Raw genomic sequence first — 13,616 nt, forward strand, 5'->3', positions numbered from 1 at the left:
GATATTTTGTCGATGTACGACGCAAGTACGGACGCAAGTACGACGCAAGCCGGCATTCTAGACGGGTTATCCGGCGACAGCCCACGTACTTTTTCCGCAGCGCGCCGCATTTATTCCGTGCGCATCGCGCGCCGATGCACTAGAACATAACTTCACGCGCGAGCGGCGAGTCTGACGTCGACACGCCAAACCTCGCCGCACAAGCGCGAATCTTGCTACGAGTCTTGCAGCATCAATCTGTTGGTCCGGATACAAGCGCCATCACATCACGGCGAATCCGGTCCGCTCCTCTTTCAGCGGCGTGCATCAACTGCTTTTCGCCGCGCAGGCCGCCGTCCGGCCAGCATCCCCCGACCACCGAATGTGACTACTGGAGCCAGCATGACCCAGCCAGCCCTCTCGCACGATGCATCACCCAACCTGAGCCCCGCCTTTGCCGCCGAGGTCCGCGCCGGGCTGACCCACGCGCCGCAGAAAGAGCTGCCGTCGAAATATCTGTATGACGAAGTCGGATCAGCGCTGTTCGAGGTGATCACCGTGCTGCCCGAATACGGCGTGACGCGCGCCGAAGAGCGCCTGTTGGCGAAGCACGCCGCGGACATCGTCGCGCATCTGCCGCACGACGTCACCGTCGCCGAACTCGGCAGCGGCAGCGGGCGGAAGACGCGGCGCATTCTGGAAGCGCTGTGTAAAAAACGCCCTACTTCGTACTGTCCGATTGAAATTTCGCGCAGCGCGTTGCAGTTGTGCAGACGTGAGCTCGGCGACATCGAGCGGATTTCGATTGTCGGTTACGAGCGCGATTATCTGGCGGGCCTCGCCGAAGTCAGCAAGAACCGCGCGTCAGACGAACGCTTACTTGTGCTGTTTCTCGGCAGCACCATCGGCAATTTCGGACGGCTTGCGGCCACGCGTTTTCTGCGCGATATCCGCAACATGCTCGCCCCCGGCGACGCGTTGCTGCTCGGCACCGATCTGATCAAGCCGACGCCGGTGCTGGTGGCCGCTTACGACGATTCGATCGGCGTGACGGCGTCGTTCAATCTGAATCTTCTGGCGCGGATCAATCGCGAACTCGATGGCGATTTTCCGCTTGATGCGTTCGAGCACGTCGCACGTTTCAATCCGGACGCGCGCAGCATCGAGATGCATCTGCGCGCGAAACGCGACGTGACGGTCCACGTGGGCGCGGCGCAATTGACGGTCACGCTGAAGGAAGGCGAAACGATCTGGACGGAGAGCAGCCACAAATATCGCGCCGAGGAAGTGCCCGCGATTGCGGACGATGCGGGCTTCGTCTGCAGCCATCAGTGGATCGAAGAGGAATGGGGCTTTGCGGAGAGTTTGCTGGTGGCGCGTTGAGGTTGTCGGCGCGGTTATGGAGAAACAAGTGGCAAGGCGGCGCGACATCAACGTGATGACGCGCCGCCTGACGGTCCATGAAGCGCGCGCTCAGTGCTGCTCGAAACGCTCATAGCGCTTTTCCGTCGCGCGTTCTTCGCCTGTGACCTCGGTCACGCGCGCCGCCGGCGGCCCGTGACGCAGCCATGACAGCATCCGGTCGACCTGGTTGGCCGGTCCTTGCAAGAGGGCTTCGACTGAACCGTCGTCGAGATTCGCCACCCATCCTTTGACACCGAGCGCGTGCGCCTGCCGCACGGTCGCGTGGCGAAAGCCGACGCCCTGCACCATGCCGCGCACCCGCACGTAATACGTTTCGATCCGCGAATCCAGATCCAGGGCCATGCCGTCCTCTCCCATGCAACGCAATCTTTCAAGCCGGCATTCTAGTCGCGTCGCGGCGAGATTGCTCGCCGGTTCGCTCGCGGACCGCACGAGGCGACACGCGGCGTGCGCGCCACGTACAATCCGTCGACTGTCACGCAGGGAATGGAAACAGAATGACCGAACAGAATCGCGATCTCGTGCTCGTGACCGGCGCCTCCGGCTTCGTCGGGTCGTCGGTGGCGCGCATCGCGCAGCAGAAGGGTTTCAAGGTGCGCGTGCTGGTGCGCGCCACCAGTCCGCGACAAAACGTCGAGGCGCTGGATGCGGAAATCGTCGTCGGCGATATGCGCGACGAAGCGTCGATGCGCGTCGCGCTGCGCGGAGTGCGCTATCTGCTGCACGTCGCCGCCGACTATCGTCTGTGGGCGCCGGACCCGAGCGAAATCGAACGCTCGAACCTCGAGGGCACGGAGGCGACGATGCGCGCGGCGTTGAAGGAAGGCGTCGAGCGCATCGTCTACACGAGCAGCGTGGCCACGCTGAAGGTCACGAGTTCCGGCCAATCCGCCGATGAAACCTCGCCTCTCAAAGCCGACCAGGCGATCGGCGTCTACAAGCGCAGCAAGGTGCTGGCCGAGCGCGCGGTGGAGCGGATGATCGCCGAGGACGGCCTGCCCGCGGTGATCGTCAATCCGTCCACGCCGATCGGTCCGCGCGACGTCAAGCCGACGCCGACCGGGCGCATCATCGTCGAAGCGGCGCTCGGCAAGATTCCCGCGTTCGTCGACACGGGGCTGAATCTCGTGCACGTGGATGATGTGGCCGCCGGCCATTTTCTTGCGCTCGAACGCGGCAAGATCGGCGAGCGCTATATTCTCGGCGGCGAAAATCTGCCGCTGCAGGCGATGCTCGCGGATATCGCCGCGCTGACCGGCCGCAAAGCGCCGACGCTGAGCTTGCCGCGCTGGCCGCTCTATCCGCTGGCCGTGGGCGCTGAAGCCGTCGCGAAGTTCACGAAGCGCGAGCCGTTCGTCACCGTCGACGGCTTGAAGATGTCGAAGAACAAGATGTACTTCACGTCGGCGAAGGCGGAGCGCGAACTCGGCTATCGCGCGCGGCCGTATCGCGAAGGTCTGAGCGATGCGCTCGAATGGTTCAGGCAAGCAGGGTATCTGAAGCGCTGATGCGTCGCTGACGATCAGGTCGGGCCGGGCCGCGCAGGTCTCCCCGCGCACGGCCATGCCGGCCGCTGCGGACCGTCCGGCGCGGCCTGCACGCATTTTGTTACAACGTCACTTTGTTTGCCGCAGGTAAAAGCCTACGCGCAGCAGGTAAAATCGCGGGTCTTACCAGAGAAACCTCGCATGAATCTTCACGAACAGCTCGGCGCGCTGGAAATGGGCGTCGATCAGCTCATCCAGGCTGTCGTGGCCCCGCAGGCCGAAAACATCCCCGAGACATCCACGGAAACCGCCGCGCTGCAAGCGCCGGCAAATCCTTCCGCTACGCAGCCCGTAGCGGAAGAGGCTGCGGCTGAAGCGCCGGCGCCAGCCAAAGACGAAGCGCCCGCCGCGCAAGTCCAGCCGACGCTCGAAATCAACCGCCCCGCGCAGAACGAGATCACCATGACGATCGGCGGCCAGACGGTCGCGCTGCGCGCTGAGCAGATTGGGCAGCTGATCGAGGAATTGTCGAACGCGCGCGCGTCGATGACGCCGGAGCCGCCTCCGGGCATCCCGCCGGGCTGGCGCTTCGTATCGACGAAGAACCCGGTCATGGCGGTGCAGAAACAGTCGAACGGCGACCGTCTGCTGGTCATGCGCCACACCGGCCACGGCTGGGTGCCGTTCACGTTCTCGCCCGACATGGTGATTCAGCTGTACATGCTGCTCACCAAGGGCTGATACGCAAAAAGCGGCGCTCGAGAGCGCCGCTTTCATTTTCATCCGGCAAATCCGCGTAACTGCGGATTCGCACATTCGCGCTGTTCAGCGCGGCTCAGCGCTCCTGCACCGGCGCCTGCACACGCGCCTTCCATTGACCGCCCTTGCCGCGCCAGTACCGCACCGCCGACGCAAACGTCGCGCCGACGTAGAACAACGCGACCAACGGCAGGAACGGCGCCCACAACGGCGAGCGGTGGTAGTAGCGCAGCATCGGCGCATAGGCGCAGCACATCGCCGCCCAGGCAAGCCACGCGGGCCAGGCAGTGGGGCCGAGCAGCAGCGCGGCGACGGGCGGCACCAAATAGATGATCGCCATGCCAGCCAGGGTGCCCGCCAGCAGCAACGGCGAGTAGCGCAGTTGCGTGAATGCAGTGCGCGCGATCATGTTCCAGATCTCGCGCCAGCTATCGTAGGGACGCAGCGACACGCTGCGCGCCGCCACATCCAGACGAATCGGATGACGTCCGGTGCCGCGATGCTTGATGCGCGTGGCGAGGCTGCAATCGTCGATCAGTTCGGCGCGAATCGACTCGATGCCGCCCGCTTCTTCGAGCGCGCTACGGCGCACCAGCATGCAGCCGCCAGCCGCCGCGGCCGTGCGATTACGCGGGTTGTTGACCCACGCGAACGGATACAGCTTGGCGAAGAAGAACACGAAAGCCGGAATCAGCGCCTTTTCCCAGAACGAGTCGCAGCGCAGACGGACCATCAGCGAGACGAGGTCGCGCTGTTCCGCATCCGCGCGCGCAACGAGCTGGGAGACGGCGTCAGCGGGATGGCCGATGTCGGCGTCGGTCAGCAACAGGAAATCGGCCGGCAGACCGAGCGTGCGCACCGCCTCGATGCCCTGCGACTGCGCCCATACCTTGCCGGACCAGCCCGGCGGCAGCGGCTTGGCGCTCAGCACCGTCAGACGGTCCGCGCATTGCAGATGCAATGCCGCGGCGCGGGCCGCGTCGGCGGTGCCGTCGGTACTGTGGTCGTCGACGACGATCACGTGGAATGCGCCGGGATAGTCCTGCTGAAGCAAGCTGGTGACGGCCTCGGCGATCACGTCGACTTCATTGCGCGCCGGTACGACCGCGGCGACCGCCGGCCATGTTTCGCGCGGCTCCGGCGTCAGCGGCGCGGCAGGACGGGCTCGCCAGAAGCCGCCACGCGCGAACAGCAGCACACACCAGATCAACAACGACAGACACGAAAGAAGAAACAGAACCACCGCCATTAAGCATTACCCTCGATTGAACGCGCATGCGCGCCGACGCGCCGCGACAGCCGCATAGCCACGGTGCGCGCCGCCACCACGCACCAGTCAAAACTGCTGAGCACCGGCCGCTGACGAAACACGTCGTAGCCGGCCATTTCGATTCGCTCGAGAATGCGCAGGCCGCCGTGCACGGCGCCGCACAGCTCGAAACCCAGCCGCCCCGGGATACGCAACGCGAGCGGCGCGCCGCTCACCAGCATGGCCCGGACGAACGAAATTTCGTGAGCCATCAGCGCCCGCCAGGCATCGTCGACGACGCCGTTGGCGATTTGCGGCTCGCTCACATTGAAGCGTTGCAACTCCGCGAGCGGCAGATAAACACGGTCTTTTTTCCAGTCCGCCGCGACGTCCTGCCAGAAGCTGACCAGTTGCAACGCCGTGCAGATCGCGTCGGAATCCCGCAGATTCGCCGGCGTGGCGGCGCCCACCAGATGCAGCATAAGATGGCCGATCGGGTTCGCCGAGCGGCGGCAGTAGTCGAGCAGCGCGGCGCGGTCCGCGTAACGGTGGGTATCGATGTCCTGATCGCACGCCAGCACCAGGTCGTAGAACGGCGCGAGGGGCAGCTTGTACTGTGCGACTACGCCGGCCAGCTTACCGAACAGCAGCGGGTGCACGGGCGCGGCGCGGCCGTCCGCGACGGCGTCGAGGCCGGCGCGAAAGTCGGCGAGGCGCGCATGCTGCGCAGCCGGGCTCCAGTCGCCTTCATCGGCAATATCGCCAGCCGTGCGGGCGACGTGATAGATAATGCCGACTGGCGCGCGCAGCGCTTTTGGCACCAATACGCTCGCGACCGGAAAATTTTCGTAGTGATCGACGTCCATCCAGCGAGCCTCGGATTCATTCTGTGTCGCGGCCGCCAACATGTGCCGCAGGACCATCTAGTTTAAGGGTTCCGCCAAACCGATGCAGCGCGTAATCATCGCCGGCTGCATCGCCGGCTGCGAAGCGGATGCCGCGCCGGGAATGCCGCGCCGGACGGCGAGCCGGCGGTTGCGGTGTCGGCCCAACACCTCGGGGGGCGCCCGAAGCAAAGCGGCCGTGATAGCGTTAGAATGCGCGTTTGGTTTTGCTGTGCCGGCCTTACGCCGGTCTCAAGACATCAACTAAATATGATGGTCGCGGCGATAAAGTCATTTTTACCGACTTCTTCGAAACCCGCGTCAGTCGGAGTTCGCCAACTTATGCGAGTCATCCTTGCTCAACCCCGCGGCTTTTGTGCGGGTGTTGTTCGTGCGATCGAGATTGTCGATCGCGCGTTACAGCAACACGGCGCCCCCGTGTACGTGCGCCACGAGATTGTCCACAACCGCCATGTGGTCGACAATCTGCGCCAAAAGGGTGCGCGCTTTGTCGAAGAGCTCGATGAAGTACCGCAAGGCGCCGTGGCGATTTTCAGCGCTCACGGTGTTGCGCAAACGGTCGAACGCGACGCGGAACAGCGCGGCCTCGACGTGCTCGACGCGACCTGCCCGCTGGTCACCAAGGTTCACGTGCAAGGCCGCCAATATGTGGCCGCGGGGCGCACGCTGATCCTGATCGGCCACGCCGGGCACCCGGAAGTCGAAGGCACGATCGGACAGATTCCCGGCACGGTGCTGCTGGTGCAGAGCGAAGCCGAAGTGGCGCATCTGGATCTGCCGCTCGATACGCCGCTCGCGTACGTGACGCAGACCACGCTATCGGTCGACGACACGCGTGGCATTATCGACGCCCTGTTGCACCGCTTCACCGACATCGTCGGTCCTGACACGCGCGACATCTGCTACGCGACGCAAAACCGCCAGGCGGCGGTTCGCGAGCTGAGTAAAGAGGTCGACGTGCTGCTGGTGGTCGGCGCGACCAACAGTTCGAACTCGAACCGGCTGCGCGAGATCGGCAGCGAAAGCGGCGTCGCGAGTCATCTCGTCGCCGACGGTTCGGAAGTGAAGCCGGAGTGGTTTGCGAACGTGCAAACCGTCGGCATCACGGCGGGCGCTTCGGCGCCGGAAGAGATGGTGAACAACGTAATCGATGCGCTGCGCGCATTGGGGCCCGTCGAGGTCACGACGATGGCGGGCCGTGAAGAAAAAGTCGAATTCAAGTTGCCATCGAAACTGATGCAACCACTCGCTGCACGCGAAGTTTAAGGAGGACGTCTTGTCTATTCCGCTGCTACAGAAAGTCCGGGTCGGCGCATACATCATGCGTCAGCATCTCTCCGGCAACAAACGCTATCCGCTCGCGTTGATGCTGGAGCCGCTGTTCCGCTGCAATCTTGCCTGCAATGGCTGCGGCAAGATCGACTATCCGGATCCCATCCTGAACCAGCGTCTGTCGCTCGAAGAGTGCCTCGGCGCGGTCGACGAATGCGGCGCACCGGTGGTGTCGATTGCAGGCGGCGAACCGCTGCTGCACAAGGAAATGCCGCAGATCGTGAAGGGCATCATCGCGCGCAAGAAGTTCGTGTACCTGTGCACGAATGCGCTGCTGATGGAAAAGAAGATGGACGACTACGAGCCGAACCCGTACTTCGTCTGGTCGGTCCACCTGGACGGCGATCAGGAAATGCACGATCACTCGGTGTCGCAAGACGGCGTGTACGAGAAGGCGGTCGCGGCGATCAAGGAAGCGAAGCGCCGCGGTTTCCGCGTCAACATCAACTGCACGCTGTTCAACGACGCGGTGCCCGAGCGCGTGGCCGCGTTCTTCGACACGGTCGGTCCGATGGGCGTGGACGGTATTACCGTCTCGCCGGGTTACGCGTATGAGCGCGCGCCGGATCAGCAGCACTTCCTGAACCGCGACAAGACCAAGCATCTGTTCCGCGAGATTTTCAAGCGCGGCAACAACGGCAAGAACTGGTCGTTCAGCCAGTCGGCGATGTTCCTCGACTTCCTGGCCGGCAATCAGACGTACGAGTGCACGCCGTGGGGCAACCCGGCGCGTACCGTGTTCGGCTGGCAGAAGCCGTGCTATCTGGTCGGCGAAGGTTACGTGAAGACCTTCAAGGAACTGATGGAAACCACGGACTGGGACAAGTACGGCACGGGTAACTATGAGAAGTGCGCTGACTGCATGGTGCACTGCGGATTCGAAGCGACTGCCGTGATGGATACGGTGGCGCATCCGCTGAAGGCCTTGAAGGTCAGCCTGGGTGGGCCGAAGACTTCGGGTGCTTTTACCAAGGATATTCCTCTGGATAGGCAGCGTCCCGCCGAGTATGTCTTTTCTCGACATGTCGAGATCAAGCTGGATGAGATCCAGCGGGCCGGCAAGGGTAAGAAGGTGCAGACGGCTTCTGCACACTAACGCTGGTTTTTTGGGGCGGTTTTGTACGCCCCTTTTACCTTGCAGTTTTTTAGAAAGCGCGGTGGCTTTTTTGCCATCGCGCTTTTTTATTGTTTGCCTGCGCAGGAAAAGAACCAATCAGGCGCTACGCGCAAAAACTACCCTGCGCTGCGCGCATTATGCGCAGTCAAAAACTTGATAAGCCCATCAACCCCGCCTTTAGAAAGTTGATCGGCAAACTGCGTTTGATAAACCTGAATCAACCAGGCACCCATCATATTGATGTCGTAGACCTTCCAGCCGGAAGCCCCCTTGGTCAGCCGGTAATCGATGGAATCGTCGCCGCCATTGCTAATAACGTGCGACTGCACCACCACGTCCTTGGCGCCGGCAGTCACATTGACCGGTAAGAACTTGAACTTCACGTCCTGATCCCGCAGCTGCGACAGCGAAGCAGCATACGTCCGCACCAGCAGGATCTGAAACTGCTCATACAACTGCTTCTGCTGATCAGGCGTGGCAGTACTCCACGCCTTCCCAACCGCAATCCGCGTAGTACGCTGAAAATCCGTCGCGGGCACAAATCGCGTTTCCACCAGTTCGGTGATCTTCTTCATATCGCCGCCGCGCGCCTGCGGATCGGCCTTCATCGCGGCAACGGTGCCTTCAACGGCACTCTTCACCACTGCATCAGGCGCGCTTTGCGCATACGCCGCCGTGGACACCACGGCCGCAGCCAGAAAAGCAGTCAAATAACGTTTCATACGCTCGTCAACACCTGAGAAGTAAGCACCGGCCAGACCAACAAGCCCGCGGCAAAAGCAAGATAGACCAGTATACCGAGATTGCGTTCCCACCCTAGCCCCGTAAAGCCTGGCGTGGCACTTGCTGCGAAGACGGTCCGGATCGCTCCGGCTCTGTATACTTGTGCACTTTCGTCAAAAACACTACCCGTGATAAGGCCCTCTCCGCCTACATGCTGAAGTCATCTATCGTCCGTCTCGTCGCCTATTCAGTGCGCCGTCCGCTACAGGTCATCGCCCTCTCGCTCGTGCTCGCGGTCCTGAGCGGCTTTTATGTCGTCCATCACTTCAAGATCAACACCGATATCAGCCGTCTCATCGAGACCGATAAGGAATGGTCGTCGCTCGACCATGCATTCGACGAGGCCTTCCCGGAGCGCGGTCAAACCGTGCTTGTCGTGGTCGAAGCCCGCGCCCCCGAATTCGCCGACGCCGCCGCCAATGCGCTCACCGCCGCGCTGCGAGCCGATTCGAAGGAGTTCGTCGCGGTCACGCAACCGGCCGGCGGCCCGTTCTTCGAGCACAACGGCTTATTGTTCCCGTCGACCGATGAAGTCCTGTCGACCACCTCGCAGCTCATCCAGTCTCGCCCGCTGGTCAACGCCCTCGCCCACGATCCGAGCTTGACCGGCCTCGCCGGCACGCTCACGACGAGCCTGCTGTTGCCGCTGCAACTCGGTCAGGTGAAGCTCGCCGACATGAGTCATCTGCTATCGCAAAGCGCGGCCGTGCTCGACCGCGTGCTGGCCGGACAGCCGGCGGCGTTTTCGTGGCGCGCGCTGGTCGACACGAGCGCTGCCACGGATCCGGCGCGCGCGTTTGTCACCGTGCAGCCCGTCGTGAACTACGACGCCCTCGAGCCGGGTGCGACCGCGTCGAAGGCGATCCGCGATACCGCCGCGGCGCTGCACCTCGATACGCGCTATGGCGCGGCCGTCCGTCTAACCGGCGAACAGCCGCTCGCCGACGAAGAATTCGCCTCGGTCAAGGACGGCGCGGTGCTCAACGGCATCGGCACCTTCATCGTCGTGCTGGTGATCCTGTGGCTCGCGCTGCGCTCGGGCCGCATGATCCTCGCCGTGTTCATCACGCTGTTCGTCGGCCTCGCGATCACCGCCGCGCTCGGCTTGATGATGGTCAGCGCGCTCAACATGATTTCGGTCGCGTTCATGGTGCTGTTCGTCGGACTCGGCGTCGATTTCGGCGTGCAGTTCGGCGTCAAATACCGCGAGGAACGCAATCGCGACGACCGCCTCTCCGCCGCGCTCGTGCACACGGCGCACAGCATCGGCGTGCCGCTCACGCTCGCGGCAGTCGCGGTCGCCGAAAGCTTCTTCTCGTTCCTGCCGACGGCTTATCGCGGCGTGTCGGAGTTGGGCAAGATCGCCGGCATCGGCATGTTCGTCGCGTACGTCACCAACATGACGCTGCTGCCGGCGCTGCTGAAAGTCTTCAACCCGCCGGGCGAAGCCGTGTCGCCGGGTTTCCCGCGACTCGCACCCGTCGACGATTTCCTCGATCGACACCGCAAGCCGGTGCTGATTGCGACGCTCATCGTCGTGATCGGCGCCACGCCCTTGCTCACGCATTTGCGCTTCGACTTCAACCCGCTGCATCTGAAGGACCCGCACACGGAATCGATGGCGACGCTGCTGTCGCTGAAAGATTCGCCGGAAGCGGCGGTCAACAACGTGCATGCGCTGGCGCCTTCGCTGGCGGACGCGGACCGCATGGCCGAGCATCTGCGAACGCTGCCGGAAGTGGGCCGTGTGACCACGCTCGACACCTTCGTACCCACTGAGCAGCAGCAAAAGCTGATGCTGATCGCGAGCGCCGCGCAGCAATTGCTGCCCGCGCTGACGCAGCAGCCCTCGGCGCAAGCCACGGACGCGGTGCGCGTCGCCGCGTTGAAACGCGCGTCGAACCAGCTCGCGCTCGCCGCCGACGATCACCCGGGCCCGGGCGCCGCCGAAGCCAAACATCTTTCGGCGGCGCTGCAAAAGCTCGCCGCCGCGGACGCCGCCACGCGCGACCGCGCCGAAACCGCGATGTCGGCGCCGCTGCGAATCGCGCTGAAGCAACTGGCGGATCTGCTGCAACCGACCGAAATCACTCGCGACAACCTGCCCAAAGACATTTCGACGGGCTGGCTCTCCAAGGATGGCCGCGCGCTCGTCGACATCGCGCCGAAGGTCAAGCCCGGCACCGATCCGAACGACGATGCGATGCTCGCCCGCTTCGCGCACGCGGTGAAGAAGGCTGAGCCGGGCGCGATCGGCGGGCCGATTTCGATCCTGCATTCGGCCGACACGATCATCAAGGCATTCCTGCAAGCGGCCGGCTGGGCGCTGCTGACGATTGCGATCCTGCTGTGGATTGCGCTGCGCCGGTTCGGCGACGTGCTGCGCACGCTGGTTCCGCTACTGGTGTCGGCGCTGGTGACGCTCGAGTTGTGCGTGGTGTTCGGCATGCCGCTGAACTTCGCGAATATCATCGCGTTACCGCTGATGCTGGGTGTCGGCGTGGCCTTCAAGATTTACTTTGTGATGGCGTGGCGCAATGGCCAGACCGGCCTCTTGCAGTCGAGCCTCACGCACGCCGTGCTGTTCAGCGCGGCGACCACGGCAACAGCATTTGGCAGCCTCTGGCTGTCGCACCATCCGGGGACGTCCAGCATGGGACGACTGCTGGCACTATCGTTGTTTTGCACGCTGATCGGCGCGGTGGTGTTCCAACCGGTACTGATGGGCAAACCGCGGCCACGTCGCGCGAAGAACAAGGAAATTTAAGCATGAAGCTGCGAACCACCGCGCTGGCACTCGTCGCCACTGGTCTGATCTCCGGTTGCGCGACCGGTCCTGACCGCAAGCCTGGCGACCCGTTCGAACCGGTGAACCGGGTCGTGTTCAACTTCAACGACGGCGTCGACCGCTATGTCGCCGTCCCGGTCGCCAAGGGTTATCAGAAGGTCACGCCGCAGCCGTTGCGTACGGCGGTGAGCAACTTCTTCTCGAATCTCGGCGACCTGAGCAACGCCGCGAACAACCTGTTGCAATTGAAGATCACCGACGCGACCGAAGACATCATCCGCTTCGCGTTCAACTCGACCTTCGGCCTGGGCGGCCTGCTCGACTGGGCGACGCCGGCCGGCCTGCCGAAGCACCACCAGGACTTCGGTCTGACGCTCGGCCGCTGGGGCGTCCCGTCGGGGCCGTATCTCGTCTTGCCGCTGTTCGGTCCGAGCACGGTACGAGACAGCATGGGTCTTGTGGTGGACGTGAAGTTCAACCCGCTGAACTACATCGAACCGGCGGAGCGCAATCCGCTGTACGTGTTGCAGTTCGTGAGCGTGCGTTCGGATCTGCTGGGCGCCACGGACCTGCTGCAACAAGCCGCGCTCGACAAATACTCGTTCGTGCGCGACGCCTACACGCAGCAGCGCAAAGCGCGTCTGCGCGGCACCAGCGACGGCGCGGCGCCGCCGCCGAACTACGAAGACCAGGACGACTCCGGCGCGTCGGCCGCGCCCGCCAAGGGCTCGGCAGCGGGCGCGCCGGCGGGCCTGCCGAACTACGCGGACCCGGGCGACGCAGCGGCAGCACCGAACGCGGCCTCCGGAAGCGCCACAAGCGCCCCGGCGGGTACGCCGAACTACACGGACCCGGGCGAGACGCCAAACGCGCCTGCTGCGGCGCCCGCAGCAGCTTCGGGCGCGAAGGCACCGACTCCGGCGCTAGAAACCGCGCCTACGGGGGAAAAGTAAGCCGGACACAGCACCGCGTGCACGGCGACGGGTCATGGCGGCATCAGAACGAAGGCGGCCATATGCGCCTCCGTGCAAGCTAGCGCATTGACCGGCGGGGCGACCGCCGTCAGGTCCCCATCCGCAAGGCCCCGGCCACTCCTAGCGCGTGACGCGCCTGAACCAAAGAAGTCCGAGCCGCCCGGGCATCGGCGGCAACCTGAATCAGCGCCCCGATCTGCGACGGCTGCCGCAGCAATTCCCGCAGAATCGGCGCAATCGCAGTGCTGCCGTCATCGCGCAAGCCCGCTGTCGCCGCCGAAGGCAGCGTCCGCCACGCCGGATCGACGATCGCGCGGCATACGGCGAACGGCACGCCGTGCGCGGCGGCCGTGGCCCCGGCGATATGCGATTCCATATCGACAGCCAATGCGCCAGTCGAGCGATGCAGCATCCGCTTGTCGTCGGCACTGACCAAAGGCGCAGTGACAGCAGCCATCAGGCCGCGCCGCAGGCGCGCCTCGAGCGGCCCGACGGCCAACGCGGCAGCCAGCCGATCCGCCCAGCGCGGATCGGTTGCGAGCCGCCCAAACGGTCCCTCGACCGCCTCCGCAACGATCAGCGTGCCCGGCTCCAGATCGGGCGCCAAACCACCCGCCGTGCCGAAGCTGACAATCCCCGCGCACCCGCGCGCGACCGCCGCGCTCAGCGCGCGCTCCAGCAAATCGGCGCGCGCGGCGTACACCACCTCGACGCCCTTGCCGCGCGCGATGCGCGCCTCGAAGGCCATGCCCGTCACCGCGATTACCGGCAAGGTGCTGCTGCCGGCGCCGGCGAACGGCGTTGTCGTAGGCGGCATC

General features: G+C 64.2%; 12 protein-coding genes. 7 read left to right on the forward strand and 5 right to left on the reverse strand.

Features of this window, described 5'->3' with window-relative positions; all coding sequences use genetic code 11:
* The first annotated feature begins 381 nt into the window (after positions 1-381).
* Entirely contained in the window at positions 382-1,362 is a 981-nt protein-coding gene (gene egtD / locus AC3WLT_RS29205) for an L-histidine N(alpha)-methyltransferase (RefSeq protein WP_492595126.1), read from the forward strand.
* A gap of 90 nt (positions 1,363-1,452) precedes the next feature.
* On the opposite strand, the gene AC3WLT_RS29210 is transcribed toward egtD, so the two are convergent.
* Positions 1,453-1,746 (reverse strand): acylphosphatase, encoded by a 294-nt coding sequence (locus AC3WLT_RS29210; protein WP_492595127.1) that lies wholly within the window; start codon positions 1,744-1,746, stop codon positions 1,453-1,455.
* Between the two features lie 155 nt (positions 1,747-1,901).
* Between AC3WLT_RS29210 and hpnA the strand changes: the two genes are divergently transcribed.
* Positions 1,902-2,912, forward strand: coding sequence for a hopanoid-associated sugar epimerase (gene hpnA / locus AC3WLT_RS29215; protein WP_492595128.1), 1,011 nt, complete (start codon positions 1,902-1,904; stop codon positions 2,910-2,912).
* 180 nt (positions 2,913-3,092) lie between these two features.
* Positions 3,093-3,632, forward strand: coding sequence for a hypothetical protein (locus AC3WLT_RS29220; RefSeq protein ID WP_492595129.1), 540 nt, complete (start codon positions 3,093-3,095; stop codon positions 3,630-3,632).
* 94 nt (positions 3,633-3,726) lie between these two features.
* Here AC3WLT_RS29220 and AC3WLT_RS29225 read toward each other — a convergent pair whose 3' ends face one another.
* Both AC3WLT_RS29225 and hpnC read right to left on the reverse strand, forming a co-directional pair.
* Positions 3,727-4,899 carry a glycosyltransferase gene (locus AC3WLT_RS29225; protein ID WP_492595130.1) on the reverse strand — a complete coding sequence of 391 codons (1,173 nt, stop codon included), beginning with the start codon at positions 4,897-4,899 and terminating at the stop codon, positions 3,727-3,729.
* On the reverse strand, positions 4,899-5,765 hold the full coding sequence (gene hpnC / locus AC3WLT_RS29230) for a squalene synthase HpnC (RefSeq protein WP_492595131.1): 867 nt from the start codon (positions 5,763-5,765) through the stop codon (positions 4,899-4,901). Before hpnC ends, AC3WLT_RS29225 begins: the two co-directional genes overlap by 1 nt.
* Before the next feature lie 360 nt (positions 5,766-6,125).
* On the opposite strand from hpnC, the gene ispH reads away from it, so the two are divergent.
* A complete protein-coding gene (gene ispH, locus AC3WLT_RS29235; RefSeq protein ID WP_492595132.1) occupies positions 6,126-7,070 on the forward strand; it encodes a 4-hydroxy-3-methylbut-2-enyl diphosphate reductase in 945 nt (314 codons plus the stop codon).
* 10 nt (positions 7,071-7,080) lie between these two features.
* On the forward strand, positions 7,081-8,232 hold the full coding sequence (gene hpnH / locus AC3WLT_RS29240; protein ID WP_492595133.1) for an adenosyl-hopene transferase HpnH: 1,152 nt from the start codon (positions 7,081-7,083) through the stop codon (positions 8,230-8,232).
* Between the two features lie 137 nt (positions 8,233-8,369).
* Here the strand turns inward: hpnH and AC3WLT_RS29245 are convergent, their stop codons facing one another.
* A complete protein-coding gene (locus tag AC3WLT_RS29245) occupies positions 8,370-8,975 on the reverse strand; it encodes an MlaC/ttg2D family ABC transporter substrate-binding protein (protein WP_492595134.1) in 606 nt (201 codons plus the stop codon).
* Between the two features lie 212 nt (positions 8,976-9,187).
* On the opposite strand from AC3WLT_RS29245, the gene hpnN reads away from it, so the two are divergent.
* Positions 9,188-11,803, forward strand: a complete 2,616-nt coding sequence (gene hpnN, locus AC3WLT_RS29250; RefSeq protein WP_492595135.1) for a hopanoid transporter HpnN — start codon at positions 9,188-9,190, stop codon at positions 11,801-11,803.
* A gap of 2 nt (positions 11,804-11,805) precedes the next feature.
* The gene (locus AC3WLT_RS29255) at positions 11,806-12,777 is read left to right on the forward strand and encodes an MlaA family lipoprotein (RefSeq protein WP_492595136.1); all 972 of its coding nucleotides are present in this window, start codon (positions 11,806-11,808) and stop codon (positions 12,775-12,777) included.
* Positions 12,778-12,886: 109 nt separating this feature from the next.
* On the opposite strand, the gene AC3WLT_RS29260 is transcribed toward AC3WLT_RS29255, so the two are convergent.
* Complete coding sequence (locus AC3WLT_RS29260; protein WP_492595137.1) at positions 12,887-13,615, reverse strand: phosphorylase; 729 nt, start codon at positions 13,613-13,615, stop codon at positions 12,887-12,889.
* Position 13,616: the final 1 nt, after the last annotated feature.

It is taken from the genome of Paraburkholderia sp. FW306-2-2C-D06C, from assembly GCF_058781505.1.